The sequence below is a fragment of the Leucobacter sp. USHLN153 genome (assembly GCF_037145615.1).
Taxonomy (GTDB): Bacteria; Actinomycetota; Actinomycetes; order Actinomycetales; family Microbacteriaceae; genus Leucobacter.
On sequence record NZ_JBBCXE010000004.1, the window covers coordinates 303,981 to 326,618 of the forward strand.

A 22,638-nucleotide genomic window follows, 5' to 3' on the forward strand; every position below is an offset into this window, starting at 1 on the left:
GGCATGAGCGGGATCTTCATTACCCTGGAGGGTGGCGACGGCGCCGGCAAGTCGACGCAGGCCGAACACCTGGTTGCCTGGTTCGAGGAGCGCGGGCTGGAAGTCGTGCGTACGCGAGAACCCGGCGGCACCCGCCTCGGCGTCGAGCTTCGTCGCCTGCTGCTCCACGGAGGGGAAGAGGTCGGCGACGTTGACCCGCGAGCGGAGGCGCTGCTCTACGCCGCGGACCGCGCGCAGCACGTCGCGAAGATCGTGCGTCCGGCGCTCGAGCGGGGCGCGGTCGTGGTGCAGGATCGCTACATCGACTCATCCCTCGCGTATCAGGGTGCGGGCCGCGTGCTCGACGTGGCGGAGGTGCGTCGCATCAGCGAGTGGGCAGCGGGCGGACTCTGGCCCGACCTCACCGTGCTGCTCGATCTCGACCCGGCGACGGGCGCCGACCGGCGCCTCGCCCGCGGAGGTGCTGCAGATCGACTGGAATCAGAGGCTGCGGAGTTCCATGCCGCCGTGCGGGAGGGGTTTCTCGCGCTCGCTCGTGAAGAGCCGCACCGTTATCTCGTGGTCGACGCGTCACTCCCGATCGACGAGATCCACACGCAGATCATCGCGCGGGTCGCACCGCTCGCCAATCGCTGAGCTATTTCCGTATCACTGATGGCGCGCTGAGTGCCGCTCCATACATGCGGTCTCTGTACGTTGCGGGTCACCTTCGGGTACCTTTTGGGCGCCGAGCTACCGCTATCAGCGAGTCGTGGTAGCCGCACGCTCAAAAGGTGCGGGTAGGTGGCTCTGGCCGGCCGAACGATCGACCGGCGCGAGCGCCCCGAGACGAGCCGAACTACTCCGAGATGCGCGGACCCTGCACGGCGCGGGCGAAGCGCGCCGCGGCGCTCGGGGACGCCCCGCGCGAATCCTCGGCGATGACCGGCCCGAAGTACTTCGGGAGGGTGCCGCGAGAGGCCGCCCCCAGCTCGGAGAGGGGCAGCGTAAAGCGATCCTGCACCTCGATCTGCGCAGCAGCGCCCGAGCCATCCGTCACGCCGATGCGCAGCACCGGGAAATCGCGCCCCGAGCACAGCCCGCGGAACTTCACTTCCTCCTCGTGCGGCACCGCGACGAGCACGCGCGCCTGGGTCTCCGAGAAGAGCGCCGCGGTCTCGTCGACGCCGTCGCGCGACATGATCTCGTCGATCCACACGCGCGCCCCGACGCCGAAGCGCAGCGCACCATCGGTGATCGCCTGCGCGAGCCCGCCCTCAGACAGGTCGACCGCTCCCGAGATGAGACCGCCCTGAGCGCCGGCCTGCAGCAGCTCAGCGAGTGCGCGCTCGTCGGCGAGAGACGCGACCGGGGGACGGCCGCCGAGGTGGTCGTGCACCGTTTCAGCCCATGCCGAGCCGTCGAGCTCGTCGCGGGTTACGCCGAGCAGGTAGAGGTGCTCGCCCTCGTCCTGCCAGCCGCTCGGAATGCGACGCGCAACGTCATCGATGATGCCGAGCACGCCGACGACGGGCGTCGGGTAGATCGGGGTGTCGCCGGTCTGGTTGTACAGCGAGACGTTGCCGCCGGTCACCGGCACCTCGAGTTCGAGGCAGGCGTCCGAGAGGCCCTCGACCGCGCGAGAGAACTGCCACATGACCTCGGGGTTCTCAGGGCTACCGAAGTTGAGGCAGTCGGTGACGGCGGTTGGCACGGCTCCCGAAGATGCAACATTGCGATACGCCTCCGCGAGCGCAAGCTGCGAGCCGACGTAAGGATCGAGCTGGCAGTAGCGGCCGTTCGCGTCGGTCGCGATGGCCACGCCGAGCCCGCTCTCCTCGTCGACGCGGATCATGCCGGCGCCGTCGGGGAACGACAGTGCGGTATTGCCGAGCACGTACTTGTCGTACTGGTTGGTGACCCAGTCGACGGAAGCCTGGTTCGGGGACGCCGCCACGGCGATCATCTGCGTGCGGAGCTCGTCGCCGCCAGTCGCACGGGCAAGCTCAGACTCGCGAACGCCAGACGCCTGCAGCTCGTCGATCCAGGCCGGGTACTGCACCGGGCGCTCGTAGACGGGGCCGTCGACGGCGACGGTCGAGGGATCAACGTTCACGATTTCCTCGCCGCGCCAATTGATGACGAGCCGACCGGTGTCGGTGACCTCGCCGAGCACGCTCGTCTCGACGTCCCACTTCGCGGTGACCGCGAGGAACGCGTCGAGCTTGTCGGGATGCACGACCGCCATCATGCGCTCCTGGCTCTCCGACATGAGGATCTCCTCCGCGGTGAGCGAGGGATCGCGCAGCAGCACGCTGTCGAGCTCGATGAACATGCCGCCGTCGCCGTTCGCGGCCAGCTCGGAGGTCGCGCACGAGATGCCGGCCGCACCGAGATCCTGAATGCCCTCGACCAACTCATCGTGGAACAGCTCGAGGCAGCACTCGATGAGCACTTTCTCGGCGAACGGATCGCCGACCTGCACGGCCGGACGCTTCGTCGGGCCGCCCTCGCTGAAGCTGTCGGACGCGAGGATCGACGCGCCGCCGATACCGTCGCCGCCCGTGCGGGCGCCGAAGAGTACGACCTTGTTGCCCGCGCCCGAAGCGTTCGCGAGGTGCAGATCTTCATGCCGGAGCACGCCGACGCCGAGCGCGTTGACGAGAGGATTCGCCTGGTAGACACCGTCGAAGACCGTCTCACCACCGAGGTTCGGCAGCCCGAGGCAGTTCGCGTACGACGAGATGCCCGAGACGACGCCGTGCACGACGCGCGCGGTGTCGGGCTCGTCGATCGCGCCGAAGCGCAGTTGGTCCATGACGGCGACGGGGCGAGCGCCCATCGAGATGATGTCGCGGATGATGCCACCGACGCCGGTCGCGGCGCCCTGGAACGGTTCGATGTACGAGGGGTGGTTGTGGCTCTCGACCTTGAACGTCACCGCCCAACCCTCGCCGATGTCGATGACACCCGCGTTCTCGCCCATGCCCACGAGCAGACGCTCGCGCATCTTGTCGTTGACCTTCTTGCCGAACTGACGCAGGTAGATCTTCGACGACTTGTAGGAGCAGTGCTCCGACCACATGACGGAGTACATGGCGAGTTCACCCGAGGTCGGGCGGCGGCCGAGGATCTCGCGGATCTGATCGTACTCATCCGGCTTCAGCCCGAGCGCGCCGTAGGGCTGCTCCTTGTCGGGCGTCGCGATCGCATCGGCGACCGTGTCGGGGCGGGGACCGCTCTGGGTGGCGTCGATGTCAGTCACGCTCGATATGCTCCGTGGTTCGGTATCGGAATCGGCGGCAGATTGCGCCGAACGTACCCGCCCAGTCTACGGCGTTCGTACCGGGGCGTCGCGCCTCGCGAACCGCTCCCACCCGCGGCCCGCGATGTCGCTCTAGAGTGGAGATTGTCGGTAGATCAGGGGAGACTGAAGCCATGAGTGATCCGAACATCCACGCAGTCGAATCGGAGCCCGGCTCGGGGCGCGTCAACACCTCTCAGGGCGCCGCTCAGGCGGGTACTGCCCTGCCCGCAGGCGCACCCGCAGACGGTGCACCTCACGGGGCGGCCGCGCAGGCTCCTGCGGCGCAGGCCCACCCGGGTTCCCCGGTCTCGCCGCAGCGAAAGCTCTCCACCTTCTTGAAGGTGAGCATCATCTTGCTCGCCGCGCTGACGATCGCGTCGATCTCGCTGCTCTTCATTGGAGATTTCGAGGGCAAGTTCGAGCGCGTGTTCTCGACCTTCGTGCTGTTCGCGGTGTTCGTGACGTTCACGGCTCTCGACACGCGACGAGAGCAGAAGTCGGAGTGGTACGCGCCGGTCGCCCTGATCGCGAACGCGTACATTCTGGGGCTCCTGCTCATCGTGATCTGGATGACGCCCTACGACCCCTTCAGCCTCCTCTGGGAGATCTTCTGGAAGTCGATCTTCGTGATCCTGGTGACGCGTCTGGTCATCTTCTGCGCGCAGATGCTGCTTCGTGTGGGCGTGAAGCACTCCGAGACGGTGACCCGCTTCGCCTTCGTCACGAGTGTGCTCGCCGTGCTCTCCGGCATCCTGTTCACGGCGCCCGTCGGCATCGAGGCGTTCGACCTCTACATCCCAGACATGTATTGGAAGATCGCGACGGCAATCCTGATCCTGACCGCACTCGGTCTATCGATCACGCTGCTGCTGCGCTGGGCACTCGGGACCGACGCTCGCGAGTCGGCACGGGCGGATCGCGCGTCGCGGTTCACTAGCCGTCCCTCCGGGGCGCCCTACCGCGCCGACGCTTCCCGGCACCCGCAGCCGCATCTGCAGCAGCACCCGCAGTCAGGGGCAGCGCCGCAACCGCTCGCGGCGCCGAACCCCCATGCGCCGTCGATGCCGCCTCAGCATTCGGCCCCGCTCCTGCCCTGGCCGACGTTCGCGGACGGTCGCCCGCTGCCCGCTGGCCCCGATGGGCAGCCGGACTTCTCAGTTCCGGGCGCACCGCGGCCGCCGCACCTGCAGTAGCGGGGAAGGAGTGGTCAGGATCACGGGGAGCTCGAAGCCCCTGCGATTCTGACCGCGATCACCGGCGCTCAGCCGCCTCGAGACCGAAGAGCGCCTCCAGCGTCTTAGGGGGCTCGCTGATCAGCCGCGATCAGATGCTGCAAGCACGAAGAGCGCTTCCAGCGTCTTCGAGGGCTCGCTGATCAGCCGCGATCAGATGCTGCAAGCCCGAAGAGCGCTTCCAGCGCCTCCGAGGCCTCGCTGGCCCGGCCCTCGCGGCCGAGCGAGCGGATGCGCGTCGTGGGCGCGTGCAGCAGCCGGCCGGTAAGGCGTCGAAGCGCGGCCTCGACCTGCGGCGCGGCCGACTCGGCAACGCCGTCACCGTCGCCGCGCCGTGCTCGGCAGAGCTCCTCCTCGAGGATCTCGTTCACATGCGTGCGAAGCGCGAGCAGCACGGGCAGCGTGTCGCGCTCGGCACGAGACGCGCTGAACTCGACCGCCGCATCGTGCACGATCTCGAGGGCCTCGTGCTCGGCGCCGAGCTCGGTCACGGGCGCGTGCTTCGCAATGGTCTCGAGATCGAGGAGCTCGAGTCCGTCGATGCGCGCGACCGCCGGGTCGATGTTGCGGGGCATGCCCAGATCGATGAGGAGTCGCTGGCTCCGCGATCCTTCGCCCGACATTGGAACCAGATGGGCCTCGGTGAGGATCGGCTCCTCCGTGCGGCTGCATGCGATGATGACGTCTGCCGCGTCGAGCGCCTCGTGCAGCTTCGCGGGGTCGACCGCGGTCAGCTCGTGGCTCTCCGCATACGCGGCCGCGCGACCCGAGGGGGAGTGCACGCTGATGAGCTCGGCACCGCGGGAGCGAAGCGCCGCGACGGTCGCGCCTGCGTAAGCGCCCGTTCCGATGAGCAGCACGCGAACATCGGCCCACGAGGTCACGCGGTGCTCCGCCAGACGCAGGGCGAGACGCACGAGCGAGCGACCCTGCGAGTGGATCTCGGTGCGGTGCTTGACCGTGCGCGAGGTGCGTGTAGCGGCCTGGAAGAGTCGCTCGAGGCCGTCGGTGATGGTGCCGCGCTCAACCGCCTCAGCGTGCGCGCGTCGAACCTGGCCCGCGATCTCCTCCTCGCCCACGACTGCCGACTTCAGGCCGGAGGCGACCGAGAAGAGGTGCTCCGTCGCGCGCCGATCGACCTCGACGTCCACCGCGTTGGTGAGCGACGACGCCGGAACCCCGGCGGTCTCCGCAATGAGCTCGAGCAGCGAGTCGCTCACGTCGTGCGTAGCCTGCACGTAGATCTCGAAGCGGTTGCAGGTCGAGAGCACGACCGCGCCGTCGGTCAGAGGAGAGTCGCAGAGTACCGCCGTGATCTCGTCAGTGCGCCCCGTGAGGCGCTCGAGCAGCGGGAAAGAACAGCCCCGGTGATCGAAGGAGAGGCACAGCAGCATAAGATTCTCTAAACAATCTCTGATCGGGGATTCAATGGGGATTCGCGCACGATCTCGGCCGAATCTGAACACATCAGATGTGTCACATCAGATCTATAAGCTAGCATCTCGACCGATGAACATCCTCCCAGCTTCGCACCCGTTGACCGATGATCGAACGGCTCGTTCGCCATTCATGCGCGCGCTCCGCGGAGACCGCCCGCAGTATACGCCCGTTTGGTTCATGCGGCAGGCCGGCCGATCGCTCCCTGAGTATCGTGCGATCCGCGCCGATCACCGCATGCTCGATGCTTGCCTCAACCCGGAGCTCGCGAGCGAGATCACGCTGCAGCCGGTGCGTCGCCACGGCGTCGACGCGGCCGTGTTCTTCAGCGACATCGTGGTGCCGATGAAGCTGGTCGGCGTCGATGTCGATCTCGTTGCGGGTCGCGGCCCGGTGTTCGCGGAGCCCGTGCGCACGGCGGCCGACGTCGCCCGCATGCGAGCGGAGTTCACGCCGGAGCGTCTGCATGCCGCGCTCGATCCGGTGCGCGACGCCGTGAAGCTGACGGCGGATGCGCTCGGCTCCACGCCGGTCATCGGATTCACGGGCGCGCCCTTCACGCTCGCGGCCTACCTCGTCGAGGGCGGCCCGTCGCGCGATCACCTGCGCGCCCGCACGCTCATGCACTCCGATCCCGAAACCTGGGCCTCGTTGCTCGAGTGGGTCGCTGATCTCTGCGGCGTCTTCCTTGAAGCGCAGGTCGAGGCGGGCGCGAGCGCCGTTCAGCTCTTCGACTCGTGGGCAGGGTCCCTCTCTGCCTCCGACTACCGCAATCACGTGGCGCCCGCGTCTCGGCGCACCCTCGAGCGTGTGCGCGACCTCGCATTCACGGTCGGCGAGGGCTCGGAAGCCGTCACTCGCGCGGTGCCGGTCATCCACTTCGCTGTGGGATCGGGCCACCTGCTCGAGGAGCTCGCCGAGGTTGGCATCGACACGCTCGGCGTCGATTGGCGCACGCCGCTCGACGAGGCGAGCCGCCGCATGGGTGACGCCATGCCGCTGCAGGGCAATCTCGATCCGGCGTACCTCGGCGCATCGCCCGAGGCGCTAGAGGCGCACCTGCGCGACGTGCTCGAATGCGGCCGTCGGGCTCCCGCGCACGTGCTGAACCTCGGCCACGGCGTTCCTCCGGAGACCGACCCCGACGTACTCACCCGGATCGTCTCGCTCGCACATGCTTACTGAGCGGCCTCGCATCGTCGTCATCGGGGGTGGCGCGTCCGGTCTCATCGCCGCGCGCGAGCTCGCGCTGGCGGGTGCCGAGGTCGAGGTGCTCGAGGGCTCCGAGCGGCTCGGGGGTCGCATCCACGGCGTCGAGGTGGGCGGCACGAAGGTCGACATCGGCGCGGAGTCGTTCGCGACTCGCGGTGGAACGGTCGCCGAGCTCATCTCCGAAATCGGCATGGCCGATGAGATCGTGGCGCCCTCGGGGCTCGGCTCCTGGGTGATCGACGGACCCCGCGCGGTGCGGCTACCGGCTGCTGGCACCCTCGGCATCCCCGCGACGCCCCTTTCGGCGTCCGCGGTACGAGCCCTGGGGCTTGCTGGTGCGCTGCGGGCCGCCATCGAACCCCTGCTCCCGCGCTCCGTCGGGCGCGACGCGGATTCGCTCGCGGCGCTCGTGCGGAGCCGCCTCGGATTCCGCGCGCTCGACCGCCTCGTGCGTCCGGTCTCGCTCGGTGTGCACTCCGCCGATCCTGCGCGACTCGAGGTCTCGGCCGTTCCCGGGCTCGCGGCCGCCTTCGAGAAGCGCGGCTCGCTCATCGCGGCCGCCCGTCAGCTGCGCGACAGCCAGGCTGCGGCCGGCGGGGCTGTCGCCGGGCTTCGCGACGGCATGACTTCGCTGATCGCGGGTCTCGCGAACGAACTCTCCCGGCTCGAGGTGCCGGTGCGTCTCGGGTGCAAAGTGCAGCGGATCGGGCGGCAGTCCTCCGGTGACGGCGCCGGGGCCGGTGCCGCCTCTGCCGACGCGCCTCACTCCGCCCGGGGCAAGGCGACGTGGCGCGTGCTCGGTAAGGACGACCAGGTGCTCGCTGAGGCCGATGGGATCGTGCTCGCGGTTCCGGAGGCCGTCGCCCGTCGCGTGCTCGGCGACGACGCGGCAGTTGGTCTCGCAACCGACCGCGTCGAGGTGGTCGCACTGGCGGTCCACGACGCCCGCCTCGATGCAGCCCCGCGGGGTACCGGAGCCCTCGTCGCGCGTGACGCCGTCGGACCGGGAGGATCGGGGGCGGCCGATGCCGCGCCGATCCTCGCGAAAGCGCTTACCCACATCACCGCGAAATGGCCCGAGCGGGCCCGGGCCGCGGGTGCGGGGCACCACGTCATCCGACTCTCCTACGGTCGCGCGGGTTCAGCGCCCGAGACGGTCGGACTCGACGATGACCAAGTGCGACGCATCGCTCGGTATGACGCGTCGCGTATCCTGGGTATCGATATCGCCGCCGATGCCGTCGTTGACCTCGTCCGCTGCACGTGGCGTATGGGCCGCCCGCCTGGCTCGCGAGACGCGCGGCCACTGTCTGCGCCCGCGGGCGTGACGCTCGCCGGTGACTGGGTCAGCGGCACTGGTCTTGCGGCCATCGTGCAGGGCGCTCGCGCCGCTGCCTCGAAAGCTCTCGCCAGCGTTGCGGCGGGGGACGCGAACGCCCGCGCCTCCCAGCACTAGAACTCTTCGCACTTCCTGAAAGGTCCAGCTCGATGAACGCCACCACCCCCGGCACCGGCTCAGGTCGGGTCTTCCGCTCCGACAAGCCGCTCGCTGCCGCTCCTGGGTTGCTCCGGGTGGGGACGCGCGGCAGCGCGCTCGCGGTGTCGCAGACTACGACGGTGGCCGAGCAGATCGCAGCGGCGACGGGGCTCGATGTTGCCCTCGTCATCATTACAACCCACGGTGACGTGACTCGCGCTCCGCTGTCGCAGCTCGGAGGCACTGGCGTATTCGTCAGCGCGCTGCGCGACGCACTGCTGAATGGGGAGTGCGACTTCGCAGTGCACTCGCTCAAGGACCTTCCGACCGGCCCGTGCCCGGGGATCGCGCTCGGGGCCGTGCCCGTGCGCGCCGACGCGCGCGACGCGTTCTGTGCTCGGGACGGGCTCACGCTCGAGGCGCTGCCCGAGGGAGCGCGCGTCGGTACCGGATCGCCGCGCCGCGTCGCCCAGCTCCGCTCGCGTCGGCCCGACCTCGAGGTGCAGGACCTGCGCGGGAACGTCGACACGCGCCTTGGTCGCGTCGGGGTCGACCTCGATGCGGTCGTTCTGGCCGCCGCGGGTCTCGACCGGATCGGCCGCGCGGAAGCGATCACCGAGCGTTTCTCGCTCGAGGAGGCGCCGGGCGCACCCGGCCAGGGGGCGCTCGCCATCGAAGTGCGAGAGGCCGATGCCACCGCCGAGCCCTTCGCGGCAGCCCTCGCGTCGCTCGACCACGCGGAGTCGCGGGCCACCGCTCTTGCGGAGCGCGCCCTGCTCGCGACGCTCGAGGCGGGTTGCGCGGCGCCCATCGGGGCCTGCGCCGCGGTGGCCGGCGAGACGCTGCACCTCCGCGCCGTCGTGTACCGCGTCGACGGAACCGAGCAGCTCTCGGCCGAGGCTGAGCTGCCTTGGACGGATGACGCGCGTGGGCAGGACGCGCCGGGCGAACTCGGGCGACGAGTTGCTGAGGAACTGCTCGCCGGGGGAGCGGCGGGACTCGCGCCACTGGGGAGCTCCCGGTGACCCTCCCCCTCGATGGTGTCCGGGTTCTCGTCACCCGCGGCGGAGCCGCAGGGGAGCGAGACGCTGCAGAGGTGCGGCGTCGCGGGGGCGCGCCGATCCTCGCTCCGCTTACCGAGATCGTGCCGTCGGAGAGGCCCGAGCTCCTGCGTGAGGCCGCTGAAGGGTGGAATCGTGGGGACTTCGACTGGTTGCTCATGACGAGTGCGAACGCCGTCGATGCGTTCGTCGCCGCGGGCGGGCGAGGTCCTACGGGCTCCCAGCGAGTCGCTGCGGTCGGCCCGGCAACGGCGGAGGCGCTGAGGGGCCACGGCATGGACCCCGATCTCGTGCCCGCCGCCGATTACTCCGCTGTGGGGCTGGGGGCCGCGATCCTCGACCGCTTTGCGACAGCGAGCCGCGCGACTGGGGCCTCCGCAGGGTCAGTGCGCGCGCTGCTGCCGGTCTCCGAGATCGCCGACCACACGCTCGAGTTCGCGCTCTCCGAGGGCGGCCATGAGGTCACCCGCGTCACTGCGTATCGCACGGTTCCGGCGCCCCGTGACGCGCAAATCGAGGATCGCGTGACCGCCGGAGAGGTCGACGTGATCCTCGTGCTCAGCGGTTCCGCCGCTCGCGAGGTCGCTCGCCGCTTCGCCCCGTTCACCCGCAGCCGTCCGCTGCTCGCCGCCATCGGTGGCCCCTCGGCGCGCGCGCTCGCCACGCACGAGCTCGCCGCCGACGTCGTCGCCGATCCGCACACCGTCTCGAATCTGCTCGACCGCGTCGCGAACGCCCTCGAGCGCACGCCGCTCAGCCCAGGAGGTACCGCATGATCCCCACCGTTCGCCCGCGTCGGCTCCGCACCAGCCCCGCCATGCGCCGCATCACCTCGGAGCACCGCATCAACCCCGCCGAGCTCGTGCTCCCGCTCTTCGTACGCGAGGGCCTCGATGAGGCGGCCGATATCCCCTCGATGCCGGGCGTGCAGCAGCACACCCTCGATTCCCTGCGGCGCACCGCGTTGGAGGCCGCCGAGCTCGGACTGGGCGGCGTGATGCTCTTCGGTGTGCCCGAGGTTCGTGACGCGGTCGGAAGCGCAGCAGACGACCCCAACGGCATCCTGAACGTCGCTACTCGGGTCGTCGCAGATGAGGTCGGCGACGCGCTCGTCGTGCAGACGGACCTCTGCCTCGATGAGTTCACCGATCACGGCCACTGCGGCGTGCTGCGCGTGGCCGACGCTGACAGTGACAACATCGTCGTCGATAACGACGCGACCCTCGAGCGCTATCGGGCCATGGCGCTCGCGCAGGCGCAAGCCGGCTCGGCGCTTCTCGGGCTCTCGGGCATGATGGACGGGCAGGTGTCGGCGGTGCGCGAGGCCCTGGACGCGAGCGGGTATCAGGACACCGCGATCCTCGCCTACTCGGCGAAGTACGCGTCGGCCTTCTACGGGCCGTTCCGCGATGCCGTGGATTCGCAGCTGACGGGTGACCGCCGCACGTACCAGCAGGACCCCGCGAACCGTCGCGAGGGCCTCCGCGAGGCCGAGCTCGATATCGCGGAGGGCGCCGACATCGTGATGGTGAAGCCCGCGATGAGCTACCTCGACGTGCTCTCCGACGTTGCCGCGGCGAGCCCCGTGCCCGTGTGGGCGTATCAGGTGTCCGGGGAGGCTGCGATGATCGAGGCCGCTGCCGCAAACGGGTGGATCGATCGCGAGCGCACCATCGAGGAGTCGGTCGTCAGCATCAAGCGAGCCGGCGCCGACGTCGTGCTTACGTACTTCGCCCGCGAGCTCGCCTCGCGCGCCGCGCGCGACTGAGCCGCCCACCATTTCTCCCGCAACGACGAAAGTCAGGATGGACCCCATGAGCACGATGATCCCGCACCCCGAAGCCGCTGGCAGCGCCGCACTGGCGGAGCGCGCCGCCCGCGTGATCCCTGGAGGCGTCAACTCGCCGGTTCGCGCGTACGGCTCGGTGGGCGGCACGCCCCGCTTCCTCGTCTCGGGGCGCGGGGCGACGGTGACGGATGTCGACGGTAACGAGTATGTCGACCTCGTGGCATCGTGGGGGCCGGCCCTGCTCGGGCACGCGCACCCGGCCGTGGTCGAGGCGGTGCAGGAGGCTGCGGCTCGGGGTCTCGGCTTCGGCGCGTCCGTGCCGCAGGAGGCGGAGCTCGCCGAGGAGATCATCGCGCGCGTGCCGCTCATCGAGCGTCTCCGCCTGGTGTCGACCGGCACTGAAGCGACCATGACCGCGATCCGCATCGCCCGCGGCGCGACGAACCGCCCGCTCATCATCAAGTTCGCGGGGCACTATCACGGTCACTCCGACGGGCTGCTCGCGGAAGCCGGGTCAGGGCTCGCGACGCTCGCCATGCCGGGATCTGCCGGTGTCACGGCCGAGACCGCGGGCCAGACGCTCGTGCTTCCCTACAACGATCTTGCGGCGCTCGAGGCCGCCTTCGCAGAGCACGGTGAGCGGATCGCCGCCGTGATCTCCGAGGCCGCCGCCGCGAACATGGGCGTGCTGCCCCCGATGCCCGGCTTCACCGAAGCGATGATCGAACTTGCGCACCGCCACGGCGCTCTCGTGATCCTCGACGAGGTGCTCACGGGCTTCCGCGCGGGGCCCTCGGGCTACTGGGGGATCGAGCAGGAGCGCGTGAGCGCGGGCGTGGCGCCCGATCTGCTGACCTTCGGCAAGGTGGTCGGCGGCGGTCTGCCTCTCGCCGCGCTGGGCGGTCGCGCCGAGCTCATGGAGCTGCTCGCCCCGCTCGGCCCCGTGTACCAGGCCGGCACGCTCTCCGGGAACCCGCTCGCGGTCGCCGCAGGACTCACCACGCTGCGTCACGCGGACGCCACTGCCTACGAGCGCCTCGGGCACGCGGCTGACACGATCATCGATGCGATCGGTTCGGCGTTCACCGAGGCCGGCGTCGTGCACCGCGTGCAGCGGGCCGGTACCCTCTTCAGCGTGCTGTTCGGCGACTACCCAGAGGCTCCCCGTGGCTATGTCGAGATGCAGCGGCAGAACGTCGCCGCGCACCGCGCGTTCTTCCACTCGATGCTCGAGAGCGGTGTCAACCTGCCGCCGAGCGCCTTCGAGGCGTGGTTCGTCACCGCTGCCCACGACGACGCCGCGCTCGCACGCATCACCGATGCGCTGCCGCGCGCGGCTCGCGCGGCGGCTGCCGCTGCCTAGCTCGCCGAGCCCGCTGCGGGGCCCACGCGCTGCGCCGCGTCCCGCGCGCTGAGATCGACTGCGATTGCCGAGATCGACCGTGAATCCGCGTGATCCGGGGTCGATCTCAGAGTTGCGAGTCGATCTCGGTGACGGGAGCAGCGTCGGCGATTGCGATCGAACAGAAACGCCCAAGCGCAGAAACGCAGAACGCCCGCCCGGTCTCGGGTGGGCGTTCTGCTCTATCTGGAGGGGGGCTCGCGCCTACGCGGCTTGCGCGACGAGCGCCTCGACGGCGCTCTCGAAGAACCGCAGCCCGTCGATACCCGAGCGCATGGCCTCCGCAGTGTCGGGCCCGAAACCGGGCTCGACCGCGTGCTCCGGGTGCGGCATCAGGCCGACCACGTTGCCGCGCTCGTTCGTGAGGCCGGCGATGTCGTTGACCGAGCCGTTCGGGTTCACGCCCGCGTAGCGGAACGCGATGAGGCCCTCGCCCTCGAGGTACGCGAGCGTCTCCTCATTCGCGATGTACCCGCCGTCGCCGTTCTTGAGCGGGATGACGATCTCTTCGCCGCGCTCGAAGCGGTGCGTCCACGCGGTATCGGCGTTCTCGACGATGAGTCGCTGGTCGCGCCGGATGAACTGCTGGTGCGCATTGCGGATCAGCCCGCCCGGAAGGAGGTGCGACTCGACGAGCACCTGGAAGCCGTTGCAGATGCCGAGCACGGGCATCCCCTGGTTCGCCGCCGACAGGACCTCGGTCATGATCGGCGACACCGCAGCGATCGCGCCTGCGCGCAGGTAGTCACCGTAGCTGAAGCCGCCGGGCAACACGATCGCGTCGACCCCTTGGAGGTCGTGATCCGCATGCCACAGCGCGACGGGCTCGCCGCCCGCGATGCGGATTGCGCGCTGCGCATCCCGGTCGTCGAGCGAACCCGGGAACGTCACCACACCGATCTTCGGCATTAGCGCGCCTCCGCCACGAGCACGTCGACCTGAACGCCGTCAACGCTGATCGCGACGACGTCTTCGATGACCGCGTTCGACAGAATGTCGGCGGCGACCTGGCGCACCTCGTCGAGCACGGCGTCGGTCACCTCGCCCGCGACCTGCATCTCGAAGCGCTTGCCGATGCGCACGTTCTCGAACTTGGCGTGACCGAGGCGGGCGAGCGCCCCCGTCGTGGCCTTACCCTGCGGGTCGAGCAGCTCGGCCTTGGGCATGACATCAACGACAATCGTGGGCACCCGGGGTCTCCGTTTCTCGTGGTGAAGCTCGGTCTATTGTCTCACGGTTCATCGCGTGCTCAGCGACGTCACACCGCGACCGGCGCATAGGGTGGCTCGCCGCCCGTCAGCCGAACGTAGAGCTCCCGATACCGCGCGTAGGTCTGCGCGACGATGTCATCGGGAAGCACCGGTGGCTCGCCCGTGCGGTCCCAGTGCGATGCGAGCCAGTTGCGCACGATCTGCTTGTCGAACGAGGCGAGGCGATCCGCCCGTGACAGCGTCTCGTCGTGGTACGCGGCCGCATCCCAGTAGCGCGAGGAGTCGCTGGTGAGCACCTCGTCGGCGAGCACGAGCTCGCCCGTGCGGGGGTCGTTGCCGAACTCGAACTTGGTGTCGGCGAGCACGACCCCGCGGGAGGCAGCCAGCTCGCGGGCCGCCGTGAAGATCTGCAGCGACGCGTCGCGCAGCGCGGTGGCTACCTCCTCGCCGACGAGCTCGACGCTCTGCTCGAAGGTGATGTTCTCGTCATGCTCACCGAGCGGTGCCTTGTACGCGGGAGTGTAGATCGGGGTCTCGAGCTCGTCGCCGTCCTCAAGACCCGCCGGGAGCTCGATGCCGCAGACGGCTCCGGTGCGCTGGTACTCGGCGAAGCCGGAACCGGTGAGCGCGCCGCGCACCACGCACTCGACCGGGTGCATTTCGAGCTTGCGGGTGAGCATGGCGCGGTCTCGCACCTCGCCGGGAACGGCCGGGGCGCTGCCCTGCTCGGAGACGAGATGATTCGGCAGCGCGATGCGCTCGAACCACCAGTTGGAGAGCGCCGTCAGCAGGGCGCCTTTGCCCGGAATCGGAGGTTCGAGCACGTGATCGAACGCGCTCACGCGGTTGCTCGCGACGACGAGCAAATAGTCGTCGGAGCCATCGGCCGGCGCGTAGAGGTCGCGAACCTTGCCGGAGTAGATGTGCGTCCATCCGTCGAGCGGGGCGGGTGAGGAGAGATTGGTCACCCGACCATTCTTCCACCATGCGCAGGATCGCGATTGGTCGGTCGCGCCTACCGCTCTCGGCGGGCGAGCGCCGAAATCTCCGGGGCAAACCGCGGAACTTCCGCGCGTGCGAGGCTCACTGTCAGTGGGGGCCATTACTCTTTTGAGCAGAGGCGGTGCTGCGTGAATCGCATCACCGATCGTCGTCCGACGAGGTCGGCGCGAGAGTTCGGAGGAGAGCTATGATCCCGCTGGGACCAGTAGTGGCGCGGAGCCGTGTCGGTGTCGCGAGGGCTGCGGCCTGGGCATTTCTCATCGACTCCGACCGCCGTTCGGAATGGTGGCCCGAACTCCAGCTCGACCCGCGGGTCGGCGGCTCGGTCAGCGAGCGCTGGTCGGAGGGCGAGGGCGAGGCGGCGGTGAGCCGCGACGCCTCCGGAACGATCGACGTGTGGGTCGAAGGGCACGCCATCGGTTTCACCTGGCGCGAGGCCGGCGACGAACGGGACACCGCGGTGCTCGTGACGCTGCGCACGCAGGGTCGTGACACCGGCATCACCGTGACCGAGACCGGGTTCGACGCGCTCCCCGCCGCCGCGGAACGTGCCGCCGCTTCTCAGGAGGGGTGGCAGGTGCTGCTGCGCGACCTGACGACGGCGCTCGAGGCGGCGCGCGATGCGGGCGAGTTCGGCGAGACGCCCGATGACGCGGACGCCCAGGGCGCTGCTTCTGCTGACGCCTCCGACGGCGTCGCTGCCGAGACCGCCGCAGTCGAACTCGTAGAGGTCGAGATCGAGGGCGAAGTCGACTCCGATGACGCGGAGGAGTCCATGGACGACACCGTCGCGATCGAGCTCGAGGCCGAGCCCCAGGTGGGCGACCATCCCGAGCTCGAAACCGGGCCGATCGCGGTGATCGCGGAAGACGACGTGCCCGCGCGTGAAGCGTCGGGTGCGGAACAGCCTGAGGACGAGGCCGCCGACGACATCCTCACCGAGATTTTCGGAGAGGACGCGCTCGAAGCGGAACCCGACGAGTCACTGTTCTCGGGTGATTCGGCCGAGGGTGTCGAGACCGCGACCGAGGAGGTCGCGACGACTCGGGCATCGACGACGACTGAGGATCAGTCCAACGACGAGCGCGCCGCCGCGGACGAGGGCACGCGTGGAGAGGGCGATGCCGGCTCGGATTCCGACCCGGATGAGCCCGACTTCGACACCCTGATCCGCGGCAACTAACTCCCCGCGCAGCGCTAGGCGACGCGGGCGGCGATGTCGGTGCGGGACTGGCCGCCCTCGAGCGAGATGCGGGCGACGCCCTCATAGGCACGCGCCCTGGCCTCGGCGAAATCGGCGCCCCGCGCCACGACGCCGAGCACGCGACCGCCTGTCGCGATCCACCCGCCGTCTTCGGTGCGAGCCGTAGCTGCGTGCACGACGTGCACCCCGTCGAGCGCTTCCGCATCGGCGATGCCGGTGATCTCGCGTCCGGTCGTCACCTCACCCGGGTATCCCTCGCTCGCGACGACCACGATCACCGCGGGGTCGGGCGAGAACTCCGGTGCGGGCTGAGCAGCGAGCTCGCCCTGGGCCGCCGCGAGCAAGTACCGGCTCAGCGGGGACTCGAGGCGTGCGAGCACCACCTGAGTCTCGGGGTCGCCGAAGCGCGCGTTGAACTCGATGACGCGAACGCCCTTGGCGGTCACGATGAGCCCGCAGTAGAGGAGTCCGATGAACGGCGTGCCCTCGGCCTCGAGCTGACGCACGGTCGGCAGAGCGACCGTGCGCGTGATCTCCTCGACGAAGTCGTCGGCCACCCAGGGGAGCGGTGAATACGCACCCATGCCGCCGGTGTTCGGGCCCTGATCGCCGTCGAAGATACGCTTGTAGTCCTGCGCGGGGCTGAGGGGGAGCACGTCGTGCCCGTCCGCGAAGAAAAAGAGGGAGACCTCCTGACCGTCGAGGAACTCCTCGATGAGCACCTCACCGTGCGGGGCCCACGTTGCCACGTGCTCAAGCGCGGCGTCGCGATCCTCGGTGACGAGCACGCCCTTGCCCGCTGCGAGGCCATCGGCCTTCACCACGTACGGTGCCCCGTACTCGTCGAGCACCGCGCCGGCCTCCTCGGCGGAGGTGACCCGCGATGCGCGCCCGGTCGGCACCGAGGCCGCATCCATAATGCGCTTCGCGAACGCCTTCGAACCCTCGAGCTGCGCCGCCGCCTGATCCGGTCCGAACACCGGCACGCCCGCGGCCCGCAGCGGATCCGCCACGCCCGCGACGAGCGGCGCCTCAGGCCCTACCACCACGAGATCGAACTCGCGCTCCCGCACGAACGCCTCGACAGCGGCCGGATCGGTGTAGGCGAGCTCGGGCGTCTCTACCTCGCTCGCGGCGATGCCCGCATTGCCCGGGGCGCAGACGATCTCGTGGTCGGCCTGCTCAGCCAGGAGGGCGAGGACGATGGCGTGTTCGCGGGCACCGGGGCCAAGGACGAGGATCTTCACGCCGTCCAGACTACCGAAGCTTTGGAGCGCGTTTCGGGTCGCGCAGGCACCGTCGGAGGAGCAGCGGATCGGGCAGGAGTAGCAGGAGCGATCGCGGCGCGGCGGGGGGGCATCGGGTGGCAGGGGAGCGGGGGAACGGGCAGGGGGCGATCCGCCGCCCGCACCGTGGAGGTGATCGCTGAAGCGCGGATAGGCTGAGCGCGTGGCGAAACGCAAGATTTCAATCGAGGACGGCCGGTCGGCCCTCGCCGCCGTTCGCGGAGGAAGCAACGCGCGCATGGAAGTGGCGACCGCGGTTCGCTATCTGCTCGAGGAGCTCGCCGAGCGCGCGCCCGGGAACTCGGTCGAGGTGCGGGTGCCGCCGTTCGGGGCGACGCAGTGCGTTGCGGGGCCGCGGCACACGCGTGGCACGCCGCCGAACGTGATCGAGACGGACGCGGAGACGTGGATCGCGCTCGCGTGCGGGGAACTCGGCTGGGACTCGGCCGTTGGTGCCGCGAGGGTGGTCGCTTCGGGATCCCGAGCCGAGCTTCGCGGCCTGCTGCCGCTCGTGCGGTAGTGCCGACAGCCTGCGGCGTGCGTCTTGCACTCAGTCGGGGCTGAGACAATAGAGGTATGAATCAGCCCGATCTTTCTTCGGCGTCAACGCCGCTCGGCTCTGCAAGCGCGGCGGCGGGAGCTGGCGCGGCGGCGGGCCGGCCGGTTTCGTCGTCCGAGCCGCTGCATGCGCCCGCCGATGTAAACGCGGTGCGCGAGCCGGCAGTGCCCGAGCCCGCAGCGGCCGCGCCCGCGGCGCCCGAGCCCATCGTCCGCGAGTCGAAGCAGGAAGTGATTCTCGAGCGTTCCGTTCGCGTGAACCGCGTGCTCATCGCCGGTGTCGTAATCGGCGCGGTCGTCGCGATGCTCGCCTGCCTCTTCTTCCCGATCGCGGAGGACGCCGAGTACACGATGGGCCAGATCGTCGGCTTCATGGCGTTGATCGGTGCGGCGCTCGGGGCCGGGGTCGCTGGCCTGCTCGTGATCGTGCTGGGCGCGGTTGCTCGTCGCAAGCGTGGAACCGGTATCGCCGTCCAGTCCGACGTGCGATAATCCACACAACCTCTATTCGAAAGAAGCTCGCATGCTTGGAAATCTCTCCGGCTGGCACATGATCGCCATCCTCTTCGTCATTCTGCTGATGTTCGGCGCCCCGAAGCTTCCGGGCCTTGCGAAGAGCCTCGGCCAGTCGATGCGCATTCTGAAGAAAGAGGTCACGAGCGACGGCGATGCGCCGACGCAGTCGACCGACGCCACCCCCGACGCTCGATAGTCCAACGCCGGCGCGGCTCACAGCGAGCCCGCGTGGCATTCTCCGCACCATCGAACGGAGCTCGCTCACATGCTCGGAAACATCTCAGGACCGACGCTCATCGTCATCCTCTTCATCGTGCTGCTGTTGTTCGGTGCGCCGAAACTGCCAGCGCTCGCGAAGAGCCTGGGCCAGTCGATGAAGATCCTGCGCAAGGAAGTGAGCTCGGACTCCGATAAGACGAGCGAGGCAGCAGGATCGGCCGGAGCCCCGGCTCCCCGCACCCCTGACGCGGCGGCGACGCACTCGGCCGAGCCTCAGGCGCCCGCCGTGCCGAAGAGCCCGGCGGCACCCGAGCAGCCTGCGACCCCGGCACCGTCGCCCGCGGTTCCGGCTTCTCCCGCCGATGCGCAGCAGCCCGCCTCCGCGGAGGCGCCGGCTGAGCCCGCCGAGCCGTCGCCTGCGGTGCCGCAGAGCCCGGTGCATCCCGCCGCGCCAGCTGAGCCGTCGCCGGCGGTTCCGCAGAGCCCGGTGGACCCGGCTGAGCCGACGACTCAGGCGCCGCCCGCCGTGCCGCAGAGTCCTGCCGACCCTGAGCAGCAGCGGTAGCGCTGACGCACTGCGCGAGTCGTGTCGCGCTGATTTCGAGGCCTCTCAGCTCATCCGCTGAGGGGCCTCGCTGCGTATCGCGCCCCGCCGCGCCGCCTCTGCCGACCGGGCACATGTGCGCCCAGGGGACGCGTGTGGCCGTTTCCGTGTGGTGAAGCGGCCAGTGGCGTCGCATCGACGAAAGGCGGGAGCTTGGGGGCGTGCGTGCGTGCATTCGAGTGCGGCGATGGGACGCGTGTGGCCGTTTCGGGGTGGTGAAGCGGCCAGAAGCGTCGCATCGATGAAAGTCGGGAGCGGGTGCTCGCGCATGCGGGCGGGCGTGCGTCCGAGTTCGCGACCGAGAGCGGGAGTGCGGGCTGGAGCGCCCGCGCGCGGGCTGCTTGCTCAGCTCTCCTGCGTGGCCTCGACCCAGGCCAGGTACTCCGAATCGACGTTGCCGGTGACGTACTCGCCGGTGAAGCAGCTCTGCTCGAGCGCGGTCACCTGATCCTGGCCCTCGAGAATCGCGTGGTTCATGCCCTCGACGCTCATGTAGACGAGGTGATCGGCGCCGAGTTCCTCGGCGATCTCCGCGGGCGTGCGGCCGTGCGCGATGAGCTCGCGGCGCGACGGCATGTTGATGCCGTAGACGTGCGGGAAGATGACGGGCGGCGCGGCCGAGGCGAAGATCACTGACTTTGCGCCCGCGGCGCGCGCCATCTCCACGATCTCGCGCGACGTCGTGCCGCGCACGATCGAATCGTCGACGAGCAGCACGTTCTTGCCGGCGAACTCCGAACTCATCGCATTGAGCTTCTGGCGCACGCTCCGCTTGCGAACAGCCTGCCCGGGCATGATGAACGTGCGGCCCACGTAGTGATTCTTGAAGAAGCCCTCGCGGTAGGGAACGCCGAGCTTCTGCGCGAGCTGCATGGCGCTCGGGCGGCCGGAATCCGGGATTGGCATGACGACGTCGATATCGACGTCGGGTAGCTGAGCCTTCACCTCGTCGGCGAGCTGGTCGCCCAGACGCAGCCGCGCCTCGTAGACCGAGATGCCGCTGAGCACCGAGTCGGGGCGCGCGAGGTAGATGTACTCGAACGCGCACGGCACCAGCTGCGACTGCTTTGCGCACTGGCGCGACGCCATGCTGCCGTCGGGGGAGATGAGGATCGCCTCGCCGGGTTCGACATCGCGCACGATCTCGTACCCGCCCGATTCCAGCACGAGCGACTCCGAGGCCACCACCCACTCGTCGGTTCCGGCCGCGCTCGTGCGGCGGCCGAGAACGAGCGGGCGGATGCCGAACGGATCGCGGAACGCGAGCAAACCGTATCCCGCGATCAGCGCGATGGCCGAGTACGAACCCTCCACGCGCTCATGCACGCGCTCGACGGCGTCGAAAGCTTGATCCGCGGTGAGCGAGAGGCTCGTGATGCCGGCCTGGAGCTCGTTCGCGAGCACGTTCAGCAGCAACTCGGTGTCGGAGTGCGTGTTGAGGTGGCGGCGGTCGACGTTGTAGAGGTCGGCCGTGAGCTCGCGGGTGTTCGTGAGGTTGCCGTTGTGCACCAGGATGATGCCGTAGGGGGCGCCGACGTAGAACGGCTGCGCCTCGTCCTCGGCAGCCGCGGACCCGCGGGTGGCGTAGCGCACGTGGCCGAGGCCGACGTTTCCGGTGAGGCTGCGCATGTCGCGGGTGCGGTACGCCTCGCGTACCTGGCCCTTCGCCTTCACCATGTGGAAGAAGTCGCCGTCGAGGGTCGCGATGCCCGTCGAGTCTTGACCGCGGTGCTGAAGCAGCAGCAGGCTGTCGTACACCTGCTGGTTGACGGGTTCGGATGAGACGATACCGACGATGCCGCACATGCTGTAGTGAACGCTCCCTGCGAGGTGGGTGGCGCGCCGTACCGGCGCAGCGTCTAGTCTCCCACACGCACTCGCGTGCGGGGTGCGAGATCTGCCAGGGCGACGCGGTGCTCAGCCCGGTGCGCGTTGCGGTGCGCGTCGTGGCGCCCGGCCAGGGCCGCGCGGCGCGAGCGGCGACGCGCAGGGTACGCTGGACGGGTGAGCGAAAACTCGTCGATCTATGCCCAGTCCGGAGTCGACACTGCAGCCGGTGACCTGGCTGTCGAGCTGATGAAGTCGGCGGTGGCACGCACGCACGGCCCCGAGGTGATCGGCGGAGTCGGCGGGTTCGCCGGCCTGTTCGATGCGTCGGCACTCAAGGAGTATCGCCGCCCGCTGCTCGCGAGTGCGACCGACGGCGTCGGCACGAAGGTGGCGATCGCCCAGGCGATGGACATCCACCACACCATCGGTCAGGACCTCGTCGCGATGATCGTCGACGACATCGTCGTGGTCGGCGCGAAGCCGCTCGCGATGACCGACTACATCGCCTGCGGCAAGGTCGTGCCCCAGCGCATCGCCGACATCGTGCGAGGGATCGCGGAGGCCTGTGAGGCCACCGGTACTGCGCTGGTCGGCGGCGAGACCGCCGAGCACCCCGGTTTGCTCGGCGTCGACGATTACGACGTGGCGGGTGCCGCGGTGGGCGTGGTCGAGGCCGACCGCGTGCTCGGGCCGGAGCGCGTCGCGGACGGCGACGTCGTGCTCGCGCTCGGCGCCTCGGGCCTCCACTCCAACGGCTTCTCGCTCGTGCGGCGCATCCTCGCCGACGCGGGCGTCTCATACTCGGACCGGAGCGACGAGCTCGGCGCGAGCTACGGCGAGGCGCTGCTCGAGCCGACCGCGCTCTACACCGGGCCGCTGCTGCGCGTGCTCGACGATCCGGAGCTCGACGGCTCGATCCACGCGCTGTCGCACGTCACCGGCGGCGGCATCGCGGCGAACCTCGCTCGCGTACTTCCGGTCGGCACCTGGGTCGAGGTGGATCGCGGCACGTGGTCGCCGCTTCCCGTGTTCCGGCACCTCGCCGAGCTGGGCGGTCACTCGCTCGCCTCGGTCGAGGGAGCGTGGAACCTCGGCATCGGCATGTTCGCGGTCGTCGACGGCGCCTCCGCTCACCGCGTCGCCGCTGCGCTCACGGCCGAGGGCCTCGAGACCTGGGTCGCCGGCACGGTCTCGGCCACGCCGCGCGACTTCACCGGCTTCGAGCAGGGCGCGAAGGGCGTGCAGGGCGGGGCCGTGCGCCTCGTCGGCGAATTCCGGGCATAAGCCCGCGACGCGCCACCCCGCGTTCGAC

General features: G+C 69.7%; 21 protein-coding genes. 14 read left to right on the top strand and 7 right to left on the bottom strand.

Going from position 1 to position 22,638, the window contains the following annotated elements; genetic code table 11:
- The first annotated feature begins 3 nt into the window (after nucleotides 1-3).
- On the top strand, nucleotides 4-636 hold the full coding sequence (gene tmk / locus WFH00_RS09305; RefSeq protein WP_336660550.1) for a dTMP kinase: 633 nt from the start codon (nucleotides 4-6) through the stop codon (nucleotides 634-636).
- Between the two features lie 202 nt (nucleotides 637-838).
- Here tmk and purL read toward each other — a convergent pair whose 3' ends face one another.
- Nucleotides 839-3,244: a phosphoribosylformylglycinamidine synthase subunit PurL gene (gene purL / locus WFH00_RS09310; protein WP_336660551.1), complete on the bottom strand. Its 2,406-nt coding sequence runs from the start codon at nucleotides 3,242-3,244 to the stop codon at nucleotides 839-841.
- A 173-nt stretch (nucleotides 3,245-3,417) separates the two neighbouring features.
- Here purL and WFH00_RS09315 point away from each other — a divergent pair, with 173 nt between their 5' ends.
- The gene (locus WFH00_RS09315; RefSeq protein WP_336660552.1) at nucleotides 3,418-4,479 is read left to right on the top strand and encodes a hypothetical protein; all 1,062 of its coding nucleotides are present in this window, start codon (nucleotides 3,418-3,420) and stop codon (nucleotides 4,477-4,479) included.
- A 182-nt stretch (nucleotides 4,480-4,661) separates the two neighbouring features.
- Here WFH00_RS09315 and WFH00_RS09320 read toward each other — a convergent pair whose 3' ends face one another.
- Complete coding sequence (locus WFH00_RS09320; RefSeq protein WP_336660553.1) at nucleotides 4,662-5,912, bottom strand: glutamyl-tRNA reductase; 1,251 nt, start codon at nucleotides 5,910-5,912, stop codon at nucleotides 4,662-4,664.
- A 115-nt stretch (nucleotides 5,913-6,027) separates the two neighbouring features.
- Between WFH00_RS09320 and hemE the strand changes: the two genes are divergently transcribed.
- Genes hemE through WFH00_RS09350 form a run of 6 tightly spaced genes read left to right on the top strand, consistent with a single transcriptional unit; the run spans nucleotide 6,028 to nucleotide 12,857 of the window.
- On the top strand, nucleotides 6,028-7,140 hold the full coding sequence (gene hemE, locus WFH00_RS09325; RefSeq protein ID WP_336660554.1) for a uroporphyrinogen decarboxylase: 1,113 nt from the start codon (nucleotides 6,028-6,030) through the stop codon (nucleotides 7,138-7,140).
- Nucleotides 7,130-8,623: a protoporphyrinogen/coproporphyrinogen oxidase gene (locus WFH00_RS09330; protein ID WP_336660555.1), complete on the top strand. Its 1,494-nt coding sequence runs from the start codon at nucleotides 7,130-7,132 to the stop codon at nucleotides 8,621-8,623. Before hemE ends, WFH00_RS09330 begins: the two co-directional genes overlap by 11 nt.
- A gap of 32 nt (nucleotides 8,624-8,655) precedes the next feature.
- Nucleotides 8,656-9,669, top strand: a complete 1,014-nt coding sequence (gene hemC / locus WFH00_RS09335; RefSeq protein ID WP_336660556.1) for a hydroxymethylbilane synthase — start codon at nucleotides 8,656-8,658, stop codon at nucleotides 9,667-9,669.
- Nucleotides 9,666-10,481, top strand: a complete 816-nt coding sequence (locus WFH00_RS09340; protein ID WP_336660557.1) for a uroporphyrinogen-III synthase — start codon at nucleotides 9,666-9,668, stop codon at nucleotides 10,479-10,481. Before hemC ends, WFH00_RS09340 begins: the two co-directional genes overlap by 4 nt.
- On the top strand, nucleotides 10,478-11,473 hold the full coding sequence (gene hemB / locus WFH00_RS09345) for a porphobilinogen synthase (protein WP_336660558.1): 996 nt from the start codon (nucleotides 10,478-10,480) through the stop codon (nucleotides 11,471-11,473). The genes WFH00_RS09340 and hemB overlap by 4 nt, the downstream gene beginning before the upstream one ends.
- Before the next feature lie 37 nt (nucleotides 11,474-11,510).
- Nucleotides 11,511-12,857 carry a glutamate-1-semialdehyde 2,1-aminomutase gene (locus WFH00_RS09350; RefSeq protein WP_442918825.1) on the top strand — a complete coding sequence of 449 codons (1,347 nt, stop codon included), beginning with the start codon at nucleotides 11,511-11,513 and terminating at the stop codon, nucleotides 12,855-12,857.
- Between the two features lie 243 nt (nucleotides 12,858-13,100).
- On the opposite strand, the gene purQ is transcribed toward WFH00_RS09350, so the two are convergent.
- From purQ to WFH00_RS09365, 3 genes are all read right to left on the bottom strand, one after another.
- Nucleotides 13,101-13,805: a phosphoribosylformylglycinamidine synthase subunit PurQ gene (gene purQ / locus WFH00_RS09355; RefSeq protein WP_336660559.1), complete on the bottom strand. Its 705-nt coding sequence runs from the start codon at nucleotides 13,803-13,805 to the stop codon at nucleotides 13,101-13,103.
- Nucleotides 13,805-14,086: a phosphoribosylformylglycinamidine synthase subunit PurS gene (purS, locus tag WFH00_RS09360; protein WP_336660560.1), complete on the bottom strand. Its 282-nt coding sequence runs from the start codon at nucleotides 14,084-14,086 to the stop codon at nucleotides 13,805-13,807. Before purS ends, purQ begins: the two co-directional genes overlap by 1 nt.
- A 68-nt stretch (nucleotides 14,087-14,154) precedes the next feature.
- Entirely contained in the window at nucleotides 14,155-15,075 is a 921-nt protein-coding gene (locus WFH00_RS09365) for a phosphoribosylaminoimidazolesuccinocarboxamide synthase (RefSeq protein WP_336660561.1), read from the bottom strand.
- Nucleotides 15,076-15,296: 221 nt separating this feature from the next.
- Here WFH00_RS09365 and WFH00_RS09370 point away from each other — a divergent pair, with 221 nt between their 5' ends.
- Nucleotides 15,297-16,292: an SRPBCC family protein gene (locus tag WFH00_RS09370; protein ID WP_336660562.1), complete on the top strand. Its 996-nt coding sequence runs from the start codon at nucleotides 15,297-15,299 to the stop codon at nucleotides 16,290-16,292.
- A gap of 14 nt (nucleotides 16,293-16,306) precedes the next feature.
- On the opposite strand, the gene purD is transcribed toward WFH00_RS09370, so the two are convergent.
- Nucleotides 16,307-17,560 carry a phosphoribosylamine--glycine ligase gene (gene purD / locus WFH00_RS09375; protein ID WP_336660563.1) on the bottom strand — a complete coding sequence of 418 codons (1,254 nt, stop codon included), beginning with the start codon at nucleotides 17,558-17,560 and terminating at the stop codon, nucleotides 16,307-16,309.
- Between the two features lie 202 nt (nucleotides 17,561-17,762).
- On the opposite strand from purD, the gene WFH00_RS09380 reads away from it, so the two are divergent.
- The 4 genes from WFH00_RS09380 (at nucleotide 17,763) to WFH00_RS09395 (ending at nucleotide 19,457) form a co-directional block, all read left to right on the top strand.
- Nucleotides 17,763-18,119 (top strand): sterol carrier family protein, encoded by a 357-nt coding sequence (locus WFH00_RS09380; RefSeq protein ID WP_336660564.1) that lies wholly within the window; start codon nucleotides 17,763-17,765, stop codon nucleotides 18,117-18,119.
- Between the two features lie 56 nt (nucleotides 18,120-18,175).
- A complete protein-coding gene (locus WFH00_RS09385) occupies nucleotides 18,176-18,649 on the top strand; it encodes a hypothetical protein (protein WP_336660565.1) in 474 nt (157 codons plus the stop codon).
- A gap of 31 nt (nucleotides 18,650-18,680) precedes the next feature.
- Nucleotides 18,681-18,869: a twin-arginine translocase TatA/TatE family subunit gene (locus tag WFH00_RS09390; RefSeq protein WP_336660566.1), complete on the top strand. Its 189-nt coding sequence runs from the start codon at nucleotides 18,681-18,683 to the stop codon at nucleotides 18,867-18,869.
- 69 nt (nucleotides 18,870-18,938) lie between these two features.
- Nucleotides 18,939-19,457 carry a twin-arginine translocase TatA/TatE family subunit gene (locus tag WFH00_RS09395; RefSeq protein WP_336660567.1) on the top strand — a complete coding sequence of 173 codons (519 nt, stop codon included), beginning with the start codon at nucleotides 18,939-18,941 and terminating at the stop codon, nucleotides 19,455-19,457.
- A gap of 384 nt (nucleotides 19,458-19,841) precedes the next feature.
- Here WFH00_RS09395 and purF read toward each other — a convergent pair whose 3' ends face one another.
- Nucleotides 19,842-21,302 (bottom strand): amidophosphoribosyltransferase, encoded by a 1,461-nt coding sequence (gene purF / locus WFH00_RS09400; RefSeq protein ID WP_336660568.1) that lies wholly within the window; start codon nucleotides 21,300-21,302, stop codon nucleotides 19,842-19,844.
- Nucleotides 21,303-21,500: 198 nt separating this feature from the next.
- Between purF and purM the strand changes: the two genes are divergently transcribed.
- On the top strand, nucleotides 21,501-22,610 hold the full coding sequence (gene purM, locus WFH00_RS09405) for a phosphoribosylformylglycinamidine cyclo-ligase (protein ID WP_336660569.1): 1,110 nt from the start codon (nucleotides 21,501-21,503) through the stop codon (nucleotides 22,608-22,610).
- Nucleotides 22,611-22,638: the final 28 nt, after the last annotated feature.